This is a genomic window from Rhodococcus opacus (genome assembly GCF_012396235.1).
GTDB lineage: Bacteria > Actinomycetota > Actinomycetes > Mycobacteriales > Mycobacteriaceae > Rhodococcus_F > Rhodococcus_F opacus.
The window spans coordinates 1-19,387 of record NZ_JAAXPA010000051.1 but is presented as its reverse complement, the minus strand read 5'-3'; the positions used below and the strand labels follow the sequence as shown (position 1 = coordinate 19,387).

12 protein-coding genes and 2 pseudogenes are annotated in these 19,387 nt (G+C 67.8%); 7 read left to right on the top strand and 7 right to left on the bottom strand.

Going from position 1 to position 19,387, the window contains the following annotated elements; genetic code table 11:
* The 3 genes from HGB39_RS36550 to HGB39_RS36540 all read left to right on the top strand — a co-directional run.
* Positions 1 to 188: enoyl-CoA hydratase/isomerase family protein (locus HGB39_RS36550; protein ID WP_210753211.1), on the top strand; the 188-nt coding region annotated here is incomplete at its 5' end.
* Positions 185 to 961 carry an enoyl-CoA hydratase gene (locus HGB39_RS36545; RefSeq protein ID WP_005564351.1) on the top strand — a complete coding sequence of 259 codons (777 nt, stop codon included), beginning with the start codon at positions 185 to 187 and terminating at the stop codon, positions 959 to 961. The genes HGB39_RS36550 and HGB39_RS36545, both read left to right, overlap by 4 nt.
* A 123-nt stretch (positions 962 to 1,084) precedes the next feature.
* The gene (locus HGB39_RS36540; RefSeq protein WP_005564352.1) at positions 1,085 to 1,594 is read left to right on the top strand and encodes a nuclear transport factor 2-like protein; all 510 of its coding nucleotides are present in this window, start codon (positions 1,085 to 1,087) and stop codon (positions 1,592 to 1,594) included.
* Positions 1,595 to 1,842: 248 nt separating this feature from the next.
* Here HGB39_RS36540 and HGB39_RS36535 read toward each other — a convergent pair whose 3' ends face one another.
* Positions 1,843 to 2,349, bottom strand: a complete 507-nt coding sequence (locus HGB39_RS36535; protein WP_005564354.1) for a cupin domain-containing protein — start codon at positions 2,347 to 2,349, stop codon at positions 1,843 to 1,845.
* Positions 2,350 to 2,524: 175 nt separating this feature from the next.
* Positions 2,525 to 2,701 (bottom strand): annotated as a pseudogene (locus tag HGB39_RS36530) (tyrosine-type recombinase/integrase); the annotation flags it as partial.
* A gap of 43 nt (positions 2,702 to 2,744) precedes the next feature.
* Here HGB39_RS36530 and HGB39_RS36525 point away from each other — a divergent pair.
* The 3 genes and pseudogenes from HGB39_RS36525 to HGB39_RS38280 all read left to right on the top strand — a co-directional run bounded on the left by HGB39_RS36525 (position 2,745) and on the right by HGB39_RS38280 (position 4,579).
* Positions 2,745 to 3,653, top strand: coding sequence for an alpha/beta hydrolase fold domain-containing protein (locus HGB39_RS36525; RefSeq protein ID WP_312029823.1), 909 nt, complete (start codon positions 2,745 to 2,747; stop codon positions 3,651 to 3,653).
* A gap of 309 nt (positions 3,654 to 3,962) precedes the next feature.
* Positions 3,963 to 4,154, top strand: a pseudogene (locus HGB39_RS40440) (hypothetical protein); the annotation flags it as partial.
* Between the two features lie 227 nt (positions 4,155 to 4,381).
* Positions 4,382 to 4,579 carry a hypothetical protein gene (locus HGB39_RS38280; RefSeq protein WP_043788578.1) on the top strand — a complete coding sequence of 66 codons (198 nt, stop codon included), beginning with the start codon at positions 4,382 to 4,384 and terminating at the stop codon, positions 4,577 to 4,579.
* A 107-nt stretch (positions 4,580 to 4,686) separates the two neighbouring features.
* Here HGB39_RS38280 and HGB39_RS36515 read toward each other — a convergent pair whose 3' ends face one another.
* The 5 genes from HGB39_RS36515 to HGB39_RS36500 are packed head-to-tail and all read right to left on the bottom strand — an operon-like array spanning position 4,687 to position 7,923.
* Positions 4,687 to 5,688, bottom strand: coding sequence for a heme-dependent oxidative N-demethylase family protein (locus HGB39_RS36515; RefSeq protein WP_005564360.1), 1,002 nt, complete (start codon positions 5,686 to 5,688; stop codon positions 4,687 to 4,689).
* A gap of 59 nt (positions 5,689 to 5,747) precedes the next feature.
* Positions 5,748 to 6,245 carry a dimethylamine monooxygenase subunit DmmA family protein gene (locus tag HGB39_RS36510; protein ID WP_005564361.1) on the bottom strand — a complete coding sequence of 166 codons (498 nt, stop codon included), beginning with the start codon at positions 6,243 to 6,245 and terminating at the stop codon, positions 5,748 to 5,750.
* Positions 6,246 to 6,277: 32 nt separating this feature from the next.
* Entirely contained in the window at positions 6,278 to 7,258 is a 981-nt protein-coding gene (locus tag HGB39_RS36505) for a PDR/VanB family oxidoreductase (RefSeq protein WP_005564363.1), read from the bottom strand.
* Positions 7,255 to 7,509 (bottom strand): hypothetical protein, encoded by a 255-nt coding sequence (locus HGB39_RS40435; protein ID WP_376744852.1) that lies wholly within the window; start codon positions 7,507 to 7,509, stop codon positions 7,255 to 7,257. The genes HGB39_RS36505 and HGB39_RS40435 overlap by 4 nt, the downstream gene beginning before the upstream one ends.
* A gap of 18 nt (positions 7,510 to 7,527) precedes the next feature.
* Positions 7,528 to 7,923, bottom strand: coding sequence for a cupin domain-containing protein (locus HGB39_RS36500; RefSeq protein ID WP_005564366.1), 396 nt, complete (start codon positions 7,921 to 7,923; stop codon positions 7,528 to 7,530).
* 411 nt (positions 7,924 to 8,334) lie between these two features.
* On the opposite strand from HGB39_RS36500, the gene HGB39_RS36495 reads away from it, so the two are divergent.
* The coding region (locus tag HGB39_RS36495) for a non-ribosomal peptide synthetase (RefSeq protein WP_168443000.1) at positions 8,335 to 19,387 on the top strand (11,053 nt) is incomplete at its 3' end.

Genomic DNA, 19,387 nt, shown 5'->3' with positions numbered 1-19,387 from the left:
CCTGCCTGAACTCGCCCGACCTCGTCGAGGGCATCCGGGCGCAGGTCGTGGACAAGGACCGCAACCCGCAGTGGTCGCCCGCCACCATCGAGGAGGTCGACCCGGCGCAGGTCGACGCGTTCTTCGCACCACTCGGCGACCTCGAACTCGGGCTCACCCCACCCACCACCACCGGAGAAGACCAGTGACCGACTACGACACCATCCTCCTCGACCGCAAAGGCCGGGTCGGGATCATCACCCTCAACCGCCCGAAAGCACTCAACGCGTTGAACACCCAGCTTCTACGCGAAATCGTCTCCGCCGTCGAAGAACTCGACTCCGACAGCGATGTCGGCGCCATCCTCGTCACCGGCTCCGACCGCGCGTTCGCCGCCGGCGCCGATATCAAGGAAATGCACACCAAGTCGTACATGGACGTCTACCTGGACGACTTCTTCTCCATCGGCGACCGCATCGCCGCCGCACGCACACCCATCATCGCCGCAGTGGCGGGATACGCCCTCGGCGGCGGCTGCGAGTTGGCGATGATGTGCGACATCCTCCTCGCCGCCGATACCGCCAAGTTCGGTCAGCCCGAGATCAAACTCGGCGTCATCCCCGGCATCGGCGGCTCACAACGACTCACCCGCGCAATCGGCAAGGCGAAGGCCATGGAACTGTGCCTGACCGGCCGCACCATGGACGCCGAGGAAGCCGAACGCGCCGGACTCGTGTCCCGCATCGTCCCTGCCGCCGACCTGTTCGACGAAGCACTGCAGACCGCCACCACCGTCGCCGAGATGTCACTGCCCGTCGCGATGATGGCGAAGGAAGCAGTCAACCGGGCATTCGAGACCACCCCCACCGAAGGGATCCGCTTCGAACGGCGGGTCTTCCACTCCACCTTCGCCACCGAGGACCAGAAGGAAGGCATGGCCGCGTTCGTGGAGAAGCGCACGCCGGAGTTCACACACCGCTAGACCCCGACGTTCGCCCCGCACCGGGCTCCGGTGCGGGGCGATGGTCGAAATACCGGTGTCACACCAACCAGCTTCACCGAATTCGGTCTAGTTCCGCTCCTGCGTGGAAGTAAACTCGGCAACGTGAAGGCGCCCATCGCCGACCTCGAGGACTTCGCCGCACTGGAACCATTCTTTCGGATCATCGAACAGGGCCTGGACGGACTCGACGAGCCCGGACACTTCTTCGACCTCCTCGCAGAAGACATCACCGTCGACTACGTGATCGCCGTTCCCGGGTACCCGCGGCACATCGAGGGCCGTTCCGCAGTCGCCGAGCTATACCGCCCCTACGGCACCACCATCGTTCTCGACCGCTGCTTCGATCTGACCGTCCACCACGACACGACCACCGGAGTCGTGGTGCTCGAGTACGCCTCCGAAGGCCACGCGGTGGGCATCGATACGCCAACAGATACATCTCCGTACTCACACTCCGCGACGGCGAAATCGCGCACTGGCGGGACCACCTCGACCCCACCGCTGTATTCGACGCCCTCGGCTGGCCATCACACTGACCGCCCGCCCGGGCACCTTCAGACACCCCCACCGCATCCCCATCTGGCCACCGCTCCCGAACTCGACCTGAGCTGAGCTGAATTCGTCGGACTGATCGCGCGAGCCGTGGCCGGTCCAGGCGGGTTATAGCCAGGACGTCGTCCTCACGTCATCGCTGCAGCACCAGATCGAGTTGGGCCGCGAGGCTTTCGCCCCGCCCGCGTGGTCGACATGGATGTTCTGCGGTCACCCCGGCGCGGCGCAGCGCATCGACCTGATGGTCAAGGTTCTGGTCTGCGCTGGACCAGTGAACGACACCGCAAGCGTCGAGGCTCGAGCAGGGCTCACGACGGTTTCAGGGCGTATCTGGCGATCACGTCGGGCAACCAGTCGGGTTCGCCGAAGTGCAGACCGTAGCGCTCGGCAAGTGCGGCGATCTGGGTGACATCCGGTCCACCGGCGGCGATCAGTTCGGACATTTCCAGGAAGCAATGTTCGAAGCCGGCCGGACTGATGATCTCGATCATGCGCGCCGGGACGGTGCCGGCGTTCCACATGGCGTGCATCTCACCCCGGGGCTTTGTGATGTATCCGCCGGATTCGAGAACGGCCTCCCGGTCGCCGGAGCGGAATCCGATCACACCCTGAGTAACTATCGAGAATTCGTCCTCCCGCGTATGCAGATGCGGCGGCACCAGCGCACCGACCGGGAACGGGTGCTCGACGACCGACAACACCCCACCGGTGTCACGGCCCCAGAGCTTGAACTCGACCCCAATCGGGCCCAGGTCACCGGTCTGCCCGGTCCCCGGCGGCACGACGACCAGCGGTGGGGGATCGGTTGCGCTCACGCTTCTCACCTACTCACCGACGTTGACCGATCGGGTCACAAGTTCTCTGCTCAACTTTCCGCCGTCGGCGCGGGCATTGTCAACGTTCTCGCGGGCATAGCCGATCGATGATCTTGGCTCCTCGATCGATGCGCAGCGATGAAGAATCCGAAGTGGCCATGGCGACCAGTCCCCAGGCTTCGCGGCGGCGAATCCCAAACGCGTACACCGATTTGAGAAGAGCGGCGTCCCCATCGCCGCGGTCGCACCGTTGCGGTGGTGCGCGGATCTGCTCGACCCGTGCATCGGCCGGGTCGAACAGGGCCTGGATCTCGTCGTAGGTCAACGGCCGCCGACTCGGATCACCCTCGTGTTTCGTGACTCCGAATCCGTCAAACCCAGTCACAATGAGTGGCGTGAACATTCCCGACATCCGCCCCGCAATCGTCCACACGGGAGTACGGATACTGATGGGCCGCACCAAACTCCGCACCGCCGAGGACACACGCCGCGACATCCACGCGACATCGTTGCGGCCGGCATCGTTCAACCCGCCACCATCTCCACTCCTGCCCGGGGTGCGGCTCTCCGCCGACCGCACGCGCGGGTTTCCCGTCTTCACCATCGAACCGGACAGCGGGCGATACGGAAAGACTGTGATCGACTTCCACGGTGGTGCCTATGTCCGCGAAATAGTGTCCTTCCACTGGCTGTTCGCGCGAACCATTACCGCTGCGGCATCGGTCCGGCTTCTGCTGCCGATCTACCCCCTCGCCCCGCACCGGACCGCCGCCCGCACCGTCGCCGATGCCGCCGACATCGTCGAATCGGCAATCTCCACCCAAGGCGCCGACAACGTTGCGGTGATCGGCGATTCCGCCGGAGGCGGTATCGCGCTCGCCGCGGCACAAGAACTCAAACGTAGGGGCGCACCACAGCCATCGCGGCTGATCCTTCTCTCCCCCTGGCTGGACGTCACCATGAGTGACCCCGCCCAAGCCACCATCGAGAAGCGCGACATCCTCCTCGCGCGCGGAGGACTGAAAGAAGCCGGCCGACTCTACGCCGGCGACCTCGAGGTTACCGACTGGCGCGTCAGCCCCCTCTTCGGCGACCTCACCGGCCTCGCGCCCATGAGCGTCTACACCGGTACCCACGACATCCTCGTCACCGACTCCCGCGCCCTCACTCAGCGAGCACGCGATGCCGGCGCTACAGTCGATTACACCGAGGAAATCGGGATGCAGCACGACTACGCCCTCTTCCCCCTGATCCGCCAAGCACACACCGCCCGCGAAGACATCGCCCGCATACTTCGGGCGTAGCCACCGGCGGCTACACGCTCCCCGATGGGTACGCGCTCAGCCGCAGACCGCCCGAGGCGCTAACGGTGGTGTTGGCGTTTGGTGTGCTCGGAGTTTCCGCGAACCTCGCCTTTCACGGTGCCCACACAGGTTCTCGGCGCCGAAGCGGTGGAGTGCGCCGACCCGGTCTGGGTACGCGTCACGGCGAGGCCGAATCCGACGACTGACCGCTGGGCTCGGGGACTATCCCGGACAAACACCCACGTCGAGCGGTGCCTGCGAGGGACCGACGTCTGGTGATGCCGATGTCTGGGAGTGAGGCGGCCGCCGATGGCCGAGTTCGATCCACCGACCACTCAGCGTCCTCCCCGTCCCGCGATCACCACGGAGCTGGCCGCGGACGGATTCGAGGACGCCCGGGAAACCGGGCGTGGCGGGTTCGGCATCGTCTATCGCTGCCGTCAACCATCCCTGGACCGCACCGTCGCGGTGAAAGTGCTCACCGAGGACCTCGACAGCGACACCCGGTCCACGGTTTGGACGAGATCACTGCGCAACTCGAGGACGCCACCGCCATCACCGTTCTCCTCGGTCAACGGTCGGCGGAGACGACCGCGGCCGCCTGCACCTGGGCCGGGGATTGGGTACACAGGATCGAAGGCCGAGGACGGCACCGGTGACTACTGCATGCCAATCGACTGCTCGTCAGCTGCCTCGCGGCCGCAGGCCGAAACGACGAAGCGAAACAGGTGCTGGCGTCGATCGCGGCGCAGTGCGCGGATCGCGACATGATCCGGTACCTCCTCGACGGAGGACCGTATATCGTGTCGACCCTGCGCGGCCTCCGCGACGATCAACTGCACGGGCTGTGGCGGCCGGAGTGGACGCCGGTCCCGAGCGCCCTTCTCGACGCGCTGTCAGCGACCAAGGGCCCGACCCTCATCTGAGGGCGCTGAGCCGCGACCTCACGGCGTCGAACTCCGCGGTGATATCGGGGATCACTGGCAGACGGTGTCGAATCGACGGACGCGGTGTTCCTGAGACCTCGGTTGTCTCAGGTGGAGGCGGGAGCCGACGACTGTGTCCGCAGCCAGCGGGCGGCGTGGTGGCGGTAACTGTCGATTCCTTTATATGTGGCGATGTCGGCGGGAAGTTCGGTGATGATGTCGGCGAGTTGCTCGGCCCACGCGGGGATGGTGGCGATGTCCGACAGTGGCGCCATGTAGGTGTGGATGTTGAAGACGAGTGCTCCGGTGAGGGGCAGGCGGATGAGGTGTTCGAGTTCGATGCGCAGTTGCACGCGTCCGTAGTCTCCGTCGGCGATGAGATTCGGAATGTCGTCTTCCCATTCGGGCCGGGTTTCGAGGCTGGTGTCGCGGTGCGGTGAGCCGACGGCGGAGAAGGTCCAGTTGGCGCGGCGGAAGATGCGGTCGGTGGTGAGATGACGCATGAACTGCTGCGCACGGCTGGTGATGCCGCCGCTGGTCAGCCCGGGTACGGGGCGGTGAATTTCGTTGAAGTTCATCCCGACGCCGAACTTGATCGACCAGTCGGCGGCGAAGGTGACGATGGCCGCGTCGAACCAGAGTTGGTCGTGGCGCTCGGTGAGCAGGAGGATGTCGTCAGGCACCTGGCAACCGATGAAGGTCAGCGGGTCCTCCGGCAGCGTGGCCAGATCACCCATTTCGAAGTGCTGGTCGATGTCGAGCAATGCGTTGCGCCAGTGGTAGCGGTTGCCCTGGCCGGTCAGCTGCATGGTCTCCGGGTAGGAGTCGGCCATCTGCCGCATGAGATAGAGCATGACGTCCCAACACGCAGGGATCATGTGCGGCAAAATCTGCACTCGCCCTGGATCTTTCGCCAGGATCTCCCGTTTGAGCTGCATCATCGGCACGTATTCGAGTCCGAGGTCGACGACGTGTCGGCCCCAACCCCCGGCGAGGGTGGGGGTATATCGGGGTGCAGGCTCGACATTGACCGCGTAGCGGAAGGTTTCGTCCCCTGCCGGGAAAGGCCAGGGCAAACAGGTCAGGTCGCTTGTGAGCAGTTCGGTCACGGTACTTCGCTCCAGAGTCGGGACGGAATGGAAGTGCAGGGGTGATCTCCAGTCGGTCGTCAGGCAACCGATGCCAGATACATCGCACGATGCGAGGAGGTGTGCGGGCGCACGAGGAGGTCGCGGGCGCAGCCCGAGCACTCAATGGTGTGGTCTGGGCGCGCGAGGGCCCGGGTGGCGGTGTCGCAGTGCGGGCAGAAGACGTTGATCACGTCCACGTGTGAGATGTGGATGAACAATTCGCACGGCAGAATTCCTGCGGCCCGCGCTACCGCAACGGCCCTCATCACCTCGGCCTCCGCCCCGGAAATCATGATGCGGACCCCGACTGTGCTGGCGTCGATCAGGTCCTCGACACCCGCACCGTCGGGCAGGCTGTACAACGCCACTGCCTGGTGGGCGGAGGCGAGATCCCGCGCCCACTTGTCGACCTTGGCGGTGGTGCCGGGGGCATCACCGATCGCGATCAGGAGGTACTGCCGGCCGGATAGGTCCATGCTGGCCGCGGTAACGCCGACCTGCGCGGTGTTGCTGTCGGAGTCGTCGATGCTTGTCATGACATTCCCTCTGGTGTCTGATGCCGCGGAGGTCATAGGTCCAGCTCCAGATCCGCGCCAACGGCCCGGGACACGCACGGCATCATCACGTCACCGGTGGACTTCTCCTCATCGGTGAGATAGAGGTCGCGGTGCTCGATCTGACCGCCGCGCACCGGGAGCTTGCATTCGCCGCACACGCCCTGCCGGCACAGATTCGGCACGTCGAAGCCGCTGTCCAGCAGCGCGTCGAGCAAGCTGGTCTCGGGTCCGACCGTCACGGCGGTACCGGTGCGGCCCAGCGTCGCAGTGAAGGGTTCACCCCCGGCGGAGATGCCGGAGGAGAACGGCTCCGAGTGCACACGCTGGAGCGGCCAGCCCTGGGCGAGTGCAGCTTCGGTGACGGCGTCGATCATTGGCGTCGGCCCGCAGGTGTAGAGGTGGGTGCCGATCGGCTGGCGGGTCAAAGTTGGTGTCACGTGGTCCCAGAACTGTTCCGGGGTTTCCACCATCGTCAACCGGTCCCCGCACAGTTCCATCAGGTCGTCGACGTGTGCGCCGAAGCCGGAGCGGAAGGAATAGATCACCTCGAACGAGCGACGCCACTGCACCGCCGCACGCACGTGCGACAGAATGGGGGTGACCCCGATGCCGCCGGCGACGAGGACGTGGTGGCGTGCGTTCGGAACCGGAGCGAACGCACTGCGCGGACGGGACGCGGTCACCTGCTCGCCGACGGCGAGGTTGTGCACCCACCGCGACCCTCCGGCACCGGCCCGGTCCAGTCGAACAGAGATCGAGTAGTGGTCCGGTTCGATCGCCGGGCCGGTCAGGGAGTAGGAATTGCGTGTACCCGGCTTCCAGGTGACCGCGATGTGACTGCCCGGGGTGAAGGACGGCAACGGTCCGCCACCGACTGGCGCCAGGACGACCTGACAGATGTCCTCACACAGCATCGTGGTGTCGGCAACGACGACGGAAAGGTCGCTCGCTGCCCCGGCGCTGGTTGTCGCGGCCTCGACTACTTCGGTCACGTGAGGTCCTCCGAATCTGCTCGACAGCCAAGATAGGCATGGTGACGGAGGGAGAAGTGGTGGTAGACGGTCAGCGTTTCTCGGCAACCGCCACAACGGAATTCGCTGTCGATCACGTCGGCCCCGAGCGCGTGTGCAGGAACTCGCACGCCAGCACCCACGGCCGCCACCGGGTGACAGGAGGCCGAGGTCTCGACGTCACCATCGCGTTGTAGCGACGCGGTCGTCCAGCGACGCACGCTGGTTGTCATGCTCACTGCCATCGCTGATCACGGTGCGAAGGAGCGGTGACCGACGTAGAACGCCAACGCACCCTCAGGGGTGCTGAATCGGATCCGCGATCCCTTCGGGAAGAAAATCGCGTCCTTCGCCTTGGCGACCTCCTTCTGTCCGGTGTCGAGGTTCTCGAGAACGAACTCGCCCTCGAGCACAACCTTCATTTCGTCGTACTCGTAGAGGTAGTCAAGGGGATCGTCGGTGCGCCGGAGTTCGAAGTAGCCGGCCGACATCTCGGACCCGTCCGGGTTTGCGTACACGTCATCGATGAAGCCTTCGGTGCCCGGGTATTCCGCAACCGGCATCTGCGGCAGAGACTTCCAGAAATCTGCGGTGACGCGGAACGGTGCGACAGTCTGTCCGATCGCACTCGAATCGGCAACGGTCATTGGGGTCCTCCTGGGATGGGATTGCGCGATCGGTAGTCGATCACCATGTGATGAAACTGAAGATAATGCCAGGAAACCATGGCGTGGGTTACGTGCCCGTAAACACGCGTGACAAGGAGGTTTATTTGTAGGAAGCGCGCGCAAGTTCGCACGGGCCTATGCCAATTCGCCGATTGCGACTCGCGACCGTCGTCACCGTTTCGTGACCGTGACCGCGTACGCACGGGTCGATCGCGGGCACCGGGCGAGTCCCGAACGACGGCACACAGCGCGGCGGACGGGGCATCGCCGCAGGTGACAGCACATACTGGTAGTAACGGACCTGGTTGCGGCCGCGATATAGGTCAGCTAAGCCGAAAACATCCGACCCCAGGGGCCATCTTCTTGATTGCCGTCGGGAGGTGTGAACAAGTGGATACCACGAACAGGAGCGACGCGACCGCTCGCAGTCGTCCCCATGCCTTCCCACTGACGTGCGCGCAGCGCGGAATCTGGCTGGCCCAGCGCCTCGCTCCCGACGTCCCGACGTGCATTGCGCAGTACGTCGAGGTGCACGGCGCCCTGGACCTCGCCGTCCTCGACGACGCGTCGGTGACCGCCGGCCGCGAGTTCCAGTCGGCGTTCCTCCGGGTGTTCGAGATCGACGGGGAGCCGTTCCAGACCGTCGACCCGACCATCGGCCTGTCGACCGGATTTGTCGACCTCGGTGGCGAGGACGATCCCACTGCGGCCGCTCACGCGTGGATGACGCGGGATTACACCGCGCCGCTCGATCCCACCCGGGACCGGCTGGCGACGTCGACGGTGTTACGAGTCGGTAACGATCACTACTTGTGGTACAGCAGAATTCACCATATCGCGCTGGACGGGTACGGGGCGATGACGCTCGTGAACCGGATCGCCGCGCTGTACACCGCGCGTATGGAGGCCCGGACGCCGGAACCCGCCGGTGCCGCAGATCTGCGCACCCTTCACCGCCTCGACGAGGCGTACCGGTCGTCGACGCGCTACGAGTCCGATCGCGCCTACTGGCGGGAGCACCTCACCGGCCGCCGTTCGAACTCGAGCCTGTCCCCGACGGCGGCACCCGCCGTCGCGGAAAGCATCCTCGAGACGGCCACCTTGTCTGTGTCCGCGACGGAGCGACTCGACAGTTCCGGCCAACGGATCGGTGTGCCGCCGGCGACCGTCGTGATCGCCACCTTCGGCGCGTATCTGGCCCGCATGACCGGACGGGACGACGTGCTCGTCGAACTCCCGGTGTCGGGCCGCACGACCGTGCTGCTGCAGCGATCGGGCGGGATGCTCGTCGGACTCGCTCCATTGCAGGTTTCCACCGCACCCGACGACACGGTGGCCACTCTCATCCGCCGGGTCCACCACGAAATTCTGGGCGCTCTCCGTCATCAGCGATTCACCCTGGAGGATATCCGGCGCGATGCCGACGCGGCGGACTCGCTGTCCGGGCCGCTGGTCAACGTCATGCTCTTCCGCCCCCGGATCCGGTTCGGACCGCTCACCGGAGACTTTCACGTGGTCACCTCGGGGCCGGTGGAGGATCTGCTGGTCAATGTGTACCGCACCGCCGCTGCCGGGCGGATGGTCGTCGAGTTCCGCGGGAACCCCCACCGCTACTCCCGGGACGAACTGGCTCGTCACCATCGGTCCTTCGTGAGCCTCCTCGAGGAGTTCCTCGCGGCAGATCCCGGCGATCCCGTGGCAGGGGTGCACGCGGAGACCGCACACGAAGGTTTGCGGAGTCGCAGGCGCACAGCAGATCTGGACTACTGGCGGACGATGCTCGCCGATCTTCCACACGACACGCCTCTTGCCCGCGACTACACCCGCCGCGAAGGTACCGTCGACGGCCGGCGCGAGCACGTCGAGGCGCACGTGACCGCGGAACTGCATCACCGGATCGAGACCCTCGGACGGGACTGCCCGTTCGCCGCGTACACCGTCACGCATGCGGCGCTCGGGGCACTGCTCGCTCATCTCGGCGGGATCCGCGACGTCGTCCTCGGGACACCCGCGGGCTCGGGCGGGTGGCCCCTGCTTCTGCGTATCCGGGTCGACGGCACCGAATCGTTCACCGAGCTCGTCGAGCGCGCGCGTACGGCCGAACTCGGCGCGTTCACACACGCCGACGTGACCTTCGACGAGGTCGCCGCGGCACTCGGGTTTCCGGCACCCTCCCGCGGCCGGCACCCGTTCCAGGTCGGGTTCGACGTGCAGACCATCGACCACTCGCGCGAGCCGGATGGGCGGTCCGACGAGGGCCCCGACCTCTGGGTCCACATCGTCGAACACCCCGATCGTGCCGGGCTCGACCTCCGGCTGACCTTCGCGCGGGAGTTCTTCGAGCCGTCGACGATCCAGGGATTCGTCGACCGTCTGGTCCGAGTGTTCGCCCAGGTCACGGCACATCCCGACATCCCGGTCGCCGATCTCGACCTGTTGAGTTCCGCCGAACGGCGCCGGCTCGTGCCCGCGCGCGGTGATCCGGGAGTTCCGCCGCGCACGCTGCCGGACCTGCTGACGGACGCGGCACACCGTGACCCGGACGCGATCGCCGTCGTCGACGCTGCCGGCGGTGCCGACCGTTCCGGCATCGCGTACCGTCGACTGGACGACGACTCCACCCGGCTCGCCCGACTGCTCCTCTCCCGGGGCGCCGGCCCGGAAACCGTGGTCGCCCTGGCTCTCCCGAGATCCGCGGATTTCGTCCGCGCCGTGTGGGCGGTCGCGAAGTCGGGGGCCGCCTTCCTGCCCGTCGATCCCGGATACCCCGAAGCCCGCATCGCGCACCTGCTCACCGATTCCGCGGCGACTCTCGGGGTCACGGTCGGTCGCCACCGGGACCCCCTGCCCGGCGACGTCGAGTGGATCGAACTCGACGACCGCGACGTCGAGGGCGCTCTGTCCGACCGGATCACCACACCGGTCGCCGACGCCGACCGCCCCCGACCGCTGCGGTCGGACCATCCGGCCTATCTCATCTACACCTCGGGATCGACCGGCGCCCCCAAAGGGGTGGTCGTGACCCACCGCGGGATCGCGAATCTGATTGCCGCACAGAGTGAAGGACTCGACGTGCCGCCGACCGGGCGGGTGGCCCAGTTCGCGTCGTCGAGCTTCGACGCCTCCCTGTTCGAACTGCTCGCGGCTTTCGGATCCGGAGCGCGCGTGGTGATCGTCCCGCCCGAAGTGGTCGGGGGCGTGGAACTGGAGCGAGTACTCACCGAGCATCGGGTGACCCACGCCGTACTCACGCCGACCACCCTCGCCACGCTCGATCCCCTTGGCGTGCCGACCCTGTCGCATCTCACCGTCGCCGGCGAAGCCTGCCCGCCAGAAGTCGCGTCGACATGGGCGAGGGGGCGCCGCCTCCTCAACGCCTACGGGCCCACCGAGGCGACGATCATGTCGACCCTCAGCACACCGCTCGTGCCGGATGAGCCGGTCACCGTCGGTGCGCCGGTGTGCGGGTTCGAGGTCGTCGTGCTCGACGACCGGCTACACCCGGTTCCGCCGGGCACCGTCGGCGAGCTGTACCTCGCCGGCCCAGGCCTTGCGCGCGGGTACCGAGACCGTGCCGGACTCGATGCCGTCCGTTTCGTGGCCGCCCCCTTCGGCTCACCGGGGACGCGAATGTACCGGACCGGCGATCTGGTGCGATGGCGCGGCCGGCACGAAGAGGACACACCCGCCGCCCTCGACCTCGTCTACGTCGGGCGCAGCGATTTCCAGGTAAAGGTCCGCGGGTTCCGCATCGAACTCGGGGAGATCGAGGCAGTCCTGAGTGCCGATCCCAATGTGACGTACGCCGTCGCGACGGCCGCGACCGACCCGCACACGGGAGATGCCGCGGTGATCGCCTACATTCACCCGGCCGAGGGGTGGCGCGTCGATGCCGAGGAAGTGCGCCGTCGGCTGGCGCGCACGCTGCCCGCGCACATGCTCCCGGCCGCGGTCGTCGCCCTCGACGTCATTCCGCGTACCCCGAGCGGCAAGCTGGACCGTGCCGCGCTCCCCGCGCCGACGTTCGAACCGCGGAGCGGCACCGGCCACCGGCCGCGCACGCCGACGGAAGACACGGTGGCGTCGGTGTTCGAGACCGTGCTCGGTGTCACCGGCGTCGGTGTGGACGACGACTACGTCGATCTCGGCGGAGGTTCCCTGGCGGCGACCCGGGTGGTGGCACGGCTGAATTCCGCCCTGGGAACGTCGCTGGACGTCCGTGATCTCTTCGAGCATCCGACGGTCGCCGCACTCGCCGGTGTTGTCGACAGCCGACGCGGTGGCGGCTCCGGGCGGCCTCCACTCCGCCGGTTCCCGCGTCCCGCCAGGATTGCGCTCTCCCCGGCCCAGGAACGCATGTGGTTCGTCAACCAGTACGACCCACACTCCCCCGCCTACGACATTCCGCTGATCGTCCGGCTCACCGGGCACCTCGACGTCGTCGCCCTCGCCGCAGCGATCGGCGACGTCGTCGAACGGCACGAGTCGCTTCGCACGGTGTACCCGTCCTCGGACGACGGACCACATCAGGTGATCCTGCCCGCCGAGCGGGCGCTGCCCCGGGTCGAGATCGTGCAGGTCGACGGTCCGTCCGACCTCGACGAGCACGTCGCCCGGGCCGCGGCCGCACCGTTCGACGTCACCGTCGACGGGCCGCTGCGCGCGTCTCTGTTCGCGATGAGCGACACCGACCACGTACTGGCGCTGGTGATCCATCACATCGCGGCCGACGGTGCGTCGGCCGGTCCGCTGGCCCGTGACCTCTCCGCCGCCTATCGAGCTCGGGTCGGCGGACGCGCCCCGGCCTGGGAACCGCCGGCCGTGCAGTACGTCGACTACGCCTTGTGGCAACACGCCTTGCTGGGTCAGCCCACCGATCCCGACAGCCTCACGTCGCGGCAACTCGACTATTGGAGTGAGTCGCTCCGTGGATCGCCGCCCCTTCTCGCGCTGCCGACCGACCGTCCCCGCCCGCAGCGGCTGTCCCTGCACGGCGGCCGCGTGGACTTCCACCTGCCTCCGGACCTGCACGCCGGCATGCGGGCACTGTCCCGAACCTGCACGTCGACACTCTTCATGACGTGTCACGCGGCGCTGGCCGTCGTGCTCGCCAGACTCGCCGGCACCGACGATGTGAGCATCGGCACCCCGGTTGCGGGCCGCGGGGAGCCCGCACTCGACGACGTGGTGGGCATGTTCGTCAACACCCTCGTGCTGCGCACCCGCATCGATCCCGCGGCGGGCTTCGCGGACACCGTACGCACCGTGCGGGATGTCGACCTGGGCGCATTCGCACACGCCGACTATCCGTTCGAGAAACTGGTGGACTCCCTCGAACCCGAACGCACGGACAGCCGTTCACCGTTGTTCCAGGTTCTCCTCGAGTTCCAGCACATCCTTCCGGCCGGACACGAGGCGCGTGAGCTCGACCTGCCCGGTCTGCACGTCTCGGCCGTCGCCTACGATCCGAAGATCTGTAAGTTCGACCTGCAGGTGTGGCTCAGTGAACGCGTCGATGACGACGGGGCGCCGCAGGGAATCGACGGCGGAATCGTGTACGCCACCGATCTGTTCGACGAAGCGACCGTGCGTGGAATTGCCGACCGACTCGTCCGCGTCCTGGGCGTCGTGACCACCGAGCCGGACGCCGTGGTCGGGAACATCGATCTGCTCTCCGACGGGGAACGCGACATCGCCCTCCGTTCGTGGGCCGCCCCGGACGAACCGCACCCCGGGACGACTCTGCCCGAGGAGTTTGCGCGTATGGCGGCCAGGAAACCGAACGCCGTCGCGCTGTCGTTCGCGGGTGACACGCTGTCGTACGGTGAGCTCGCCGAACGGGTGAACCGAATCGCCCGGCTTCTCGTCGAGCTCGGAGTGGAACCGGAACGCCTCGTCGCCGTGGCGATTCCCCGCTCCGTGGACTACGTCGCCGTCACACTGGGCGTACTCGCGGCAGGAGGTGTATGCCTCCCGCTCGATCCCGGATGGGCGTCGCCCACGCGACTCTCCCGGCTGATCACCGAGGTCCATGCCGCCGTCCTCGTGACGACGTCCGCTCTGGCGGAACGGCTTCCCCACGGTCACCTGCGCACCCTCGTCCTCGACGCGCCGGGCACCGTCGCCGCCCTCGCAGGCAGGTCGGGTCTCCCGCTGGCCGCCGTCGACGGTGGCGCCGGCCCCACCCCCGACGCGGCCGCGTACGTCCTGCTCACGCGCGGATCGACGACGTCGCCGAAACCGGTGTCGGTGAGTCACCGCGCAGTACTCTCCGCACTGGCGCGTCCCGCGCACGCCGTCACGACCGAGGATGTCTGGGCAATGGTCCCGGCCTTCGCGGCCGGCGTCACCGTCCTGACTCCGTGGAGCGCATTCCTCCACGGAGGCCGGCTCGAGGTGGTCGACGACACCACCGCCTCGTCACCGGCCGCCCTCGCCGACCTGCTGTACCGCCGCGGCGTGACCATGCTCTCCCAGAGTCCGGCCGCGTACGAGTACCTTTCCCGCGCAGGGGAATCCGCGCCGGGGGCGGACGAACGTCGATCGGTCCTGCTCACCGGTGACCCCGTCGACGCCGCGGTCGTGGCTGCCCCCGGAGTCGTTGCCGTGTACGCGTCCGTCGAGACCGTATGGTTCGCCGTTGCCGGGGATCGTGCACCGGAATCCGGTGCCGACCGGATGGAGTACCGGCCCGGGCGGGGACGCAGATTCGCGGTTCTCGACGACCGCCTTCAGCCTGTCCCGCCCGGCGTCGTCGGCGAGTTGTACGTCGGTGGCCCCGCACTGGCTCGTGGCTACCACGGCCGGGCCGCCGCGACGAGCACCCACTTCGTGGCGAGTCCCTTCGGCCCGCCCGGCGGACGCATGCTCCGCACCGGCGACGCCGCTCGCCTCACGCCGACCGGAAACCTGAACATTCTCTGGCGCCGCGACTTCCAGGCCGCACTGCGCGGCTACCGCATGCCGCTCGGCGACATCGATGCCGTCCTCACCGCGCATCCGCACGTTGCGAACGCAGTCACCGTCGACCACACCCCGCGCTCCGGAAAGCCCGCGCTCGTGTCGTATGTCGTGCCGGCCGACGGAGCCGCGCCGGCCATCTCCGACGTCCGCGCCCACGCCGCCATGATCCTGCCTCCGCCCTGGGTCCCGGGCACGGTCGTCGTCCTCGACCGGCTGCCCGTCACGGAGACCGGGAACGTCGACCTCGATGCCCTTCCCGTTCCCGAGGAACTGCGGCACTCGCCCGTCTACCGTGCCCCCGCCACTCCGGCCGAGGAGACGGTGTCGAGGGTGATCGGGCAGGTTCTCGGTGTCGGTGGCGTCGGTGTCGACGACAACTTCTTCGAACTGGGTGGCACGTCGCTCGACGCGGCGAAGGTGGTCGCCCGAATCGATTCGGCGTTCGGAACCCGGATCGGAATCCGCTCCCTGTTCGAGGCGCCCACGGTACGCGGACTGGCCGCCGTCCTCGACGCGAGCGATGTACACCCGGATCGACCCGCCCTGGGACCCCGGGTGCATACCGAACCTGCACCGGTGTCGTTCGCGCAGCAGCGGATGTGGTTCGTCAATCAGTTCGACGTGACGTCGCCCGTCTACAACGTTCCGATGGTGGTCCGGCTCACCGGACTCCTCGACGTCACCGCGCTGCGCGCTGCCCTTCTCGACGTTCTCGTCCGGCACGAACCGTTGCGGACCCTCTATCCCTTGACCGACACCGGACCGGTGCAGGTCGTCGTCCCCGCCGAGAGTGTTTCGGTCGATCTGGCGCCGTCCCCGGTGGCCGACGCAGCGCATGTCTCCGGCCTCGTCGAGGAGGCCGTCGCCGAGGGGTTCGACGTGACCGTCCGTCCGCCGATTCGCGTCCGACTGTGGCAACTCGACGAAAGCCACCACGTCCTGGCTGTCGTCGTGCACCACATCGTCGCCGACGGGTCCTCGCTGGCTCCCCTGGCCCGCGACCTCTCCACCGCATACACCGCGCGCCGCGCCGGCCGTGCCCCCGCGTGGGACCCGTTGCCCGTGCAGTTCTCGGATTTCACGGTGTGGCAGCGGGAGATCCTCGGGTCCGTCACCAACCCGGCGTCCCCGGTGGCACGGCAACTCGACTTCTGGCGGACGGCGCTCGCGGATCTTCCCGAACGGTTGGAGTTGCCGCTGGATCGGCCGCGCCCCGCCACCGCCTCGTACCGGGCCGCAGCGGTTCCGTTCGTGATGCCCGCGACGACGCATCGCCGACTCGTCGACTTCGCCCGAGCCCACGACACGACGACATTCGTCGTCATCCACGCGGCCCTGGCCGTGTTGCTGTCCCGGCTCGCCGCCACCACGGACGTCGTCGTCGGGTCGCCGACCGCCGGCCGCGGCGAACAGGAACTCGACCCCCTCGTCGGCATGTTCGTCGGCACACTCGTTCTGCGCACGACAATCGATCCCGCGGCCCCGTTCGGTGACGTCCTGGCGGCGGTGCGGGACGCAGACCTGGCGGCCTTCGCGCACGCCGACATTCCGTTCGAAACCCTCGTGGACGAACTCCACCCACCGCGTTCGGCGGGGAGCCATCCGTTGTTCCAGGTGATGCTGACGTTCCAGAACATCGAGCCGCCACGCCTCGCACTGCCCGGCCTCGAGGTAGTTGTCGCGGACCTCGACCCCCGGGTGTCGCCATTCGACCTGAATGTGGTGTTGCACGAACAACCGGCCGAGGACGATTCGGGGTCAGGGATCAGCGGGCAGATCGTCTATGCCACCGACCTGTTCGACGCCGACACGATCAGTGCATTCGCCGGCCGGCTCCTTCGGGTGATCACCGCGGGCCTGACCGACCCCGACGCCGTGGTCGGCGACATCGACATCCTCGACGACGCCGAGCGCGGGCTCGTCCTCGACCGCTGGAACGCCACGGCCCACGACCTTCCGGCCGCGACGATCGTGGACCTGTTCGAGGCACGGGTGGCGACGACACCCGACGCGCCTGCCGTCCGCTGTGAGGCTCGAACCCTCACCTACGCCGAACTCGACACCTGGTCGACGCGGCTGGCGCGCTCCTTCCTCGTCCGCGGGATCGGCGCCGAATCTGTCGTGGCCCTGGTGATCCCGCGCTCCTTCGAGATGCTCGCGGCGATGTATGCGGTGGTCAAGTCCGGTGCGGCGGTGCTCGCCCTCGATCCCGGCCACCCCGCCGACCGCATCGAATCGCTGATTCAATCCTCGTCGGCTGCTCTCGTCGTCACCACCGCCGACGCCGATCCACCCGTTCCGACCGGGGTTCCGGTGGCGCGGTTCGACGACGTCGACCTCTCGGCCCGAGACACCGCACCGGTCACCGACGTGGACCGCGGCGCACCGCTGCGCCCCGACAACCTGGCCTACGTGGTTTACACGTCCGGCTCGACCGGCACGCCCAAAGGGGTGGCGGTATCCCACGCGGCGATCGCGAACCAGCTGGCCTGGTCGCAGGCACTGCTGCCACTGCGCGAGGGTGACCGGACGGTACAGAAGGCGCCGATCGCGTTCGACGTCGCCATCTGGGAGTGCTTCGCGGCTCTGTGCTCGGGAAGCGTCCTGGTTCTCCTGCCCCCGGAACGGCAGCTCGACCTCGACTACCTGTCCGGCCTCCTCGACGACATGCAGATCACGCTGGTGGAGTTCGTGCCCTCCCTGCTCGACGTGTTCGTCAACGATCACCGGCACGCCTTCCCCGGGTCGATGCGACGGGTCCTGACCGGGGGTGAGGCGATCACTGCACGGACGGCGAGCAGCGTGCTCGCGCAGGGCGTCCGTCTCGGCAACATGTACGGTCCCGCAGAGGCGGCCGTGACAGCGACGTACCAGGACATCGCGACCGACCACGCCGACACAACGGCGCCCATCGGGACGCCGGTGTGGAACACACAAGTCTACGTCGTCGACGATCGTCTGCACCCCGTCGTCCCCGGGGTGACCGGCGAAATGTACCTCGGCGGTGCCCAGTTGGCCCGGGGATATCTCGGCAGGCCCGCGCTCACCGCCGGCCGGTTCGTCGCGAATCCGTTCGGCGCCCCCGGCTCCCGCATGTACCGAACCGGAGACCTGGCCCGCTGGAACGCCGACGGGCGGCTGGAGTACCACGGCCGCACCGACTTCCAGGTACAGCTGCACGGCTACCGCGTCGAGCCCGGCGAGGTCGAGTCCGTCCTCCTACGTCACCCCGCGGTCGCGCAGGCCGTCGTCGTGCTGCGGGCCGATCGAAACGGCGCAGACCACCTCGTCGGGTATGTCGTACCGGTCCCCGGCACCGAAGTGGCGGAGCAGGAACTGATCGACCACACAAGGTCCCTTCTCCCCTCGCACATGGTTCCGTCCGCAGTGATCCCCCTGTCCACGCTGCCGCTCACGTCCCACGGAAAGATCGACCGGAACGCGCTCCCGGCTCTCGACTTCACGACCCGCGCCGCGGAATTCCGCGCTGCCGGAACAGCTGTCGAGGACGCGCTGGTGTCGCTGGTCGGCGACGTGCTCGGCCTCGAGTCCGTAGGCGTCGACGACTCCTTCTTCGCGCTCGGTGGCGACAGCATCATGGCCATCCAGTTGGTGGCTCGCGCGAAGACCGCCGGACTCGCACTCACTCCTCGGGATGTGTTCGAGCACAGGACGATCGCCCGGCTCGCGCGCGTGATCTCGACACGACCGGAGCCGGGGGCGGCCCTCTCCGAGCTTCCCGGCGGCGGGATCGGCTCCTTCCCGCTGCCACCGGCCGCGCGGTGGTTGCTCGAACGCGGCGGCAACCTCGACACGTACTGCCAAGCGGTTCTGCTCACCGCACCACCCGACCTGGACACCGACACCCTCACCGCCACCGTGCAGACGGTCCTCGACCACCACGACATGCTCCGTGCCCGCCTCCGGCGCGGCACAACGGACGAAGACACGGCGTTGGAGGTCCTGGCCGCCGACCAGGCTCCACGGGTCGAGTCGCTGATCCGCCGGGTCGCACTCGATGATGCGGCCGACCTGAGGGGCCGGGCCGAGGTCGAGTCCCGTGCTGCCGCGGCACGTTTGGATCCCGAGAACGGGATCATGCTCCAACTCGTCTGGCTCGACCCCCGCACCCAACCCGGACACCTCCTCATCACCATCCACCACCTCGCCACCGACGGCGTCTCCTGGCGCATCCTCATCCCCGACCTCGCCACCGCCCACCACGCCCACACCACCGGCACCACCCCCACACTCCCACCCGTCACCACCACCGCACGCCGCTACGCCCACGCCCTCACCGACACCACCACCCACCGCACCCACGAACTCCCCCACTGGCGCAACATCCTCACCACCCCCGACCCCCCACTCGGCACCAGACCCCTCGACCCCACCCACGACACCGAAAACACCACCACCCACACCACCATCGAACTCCCACCCCACACCACCCACACCCTCCTCACCACCCTCCCCACCA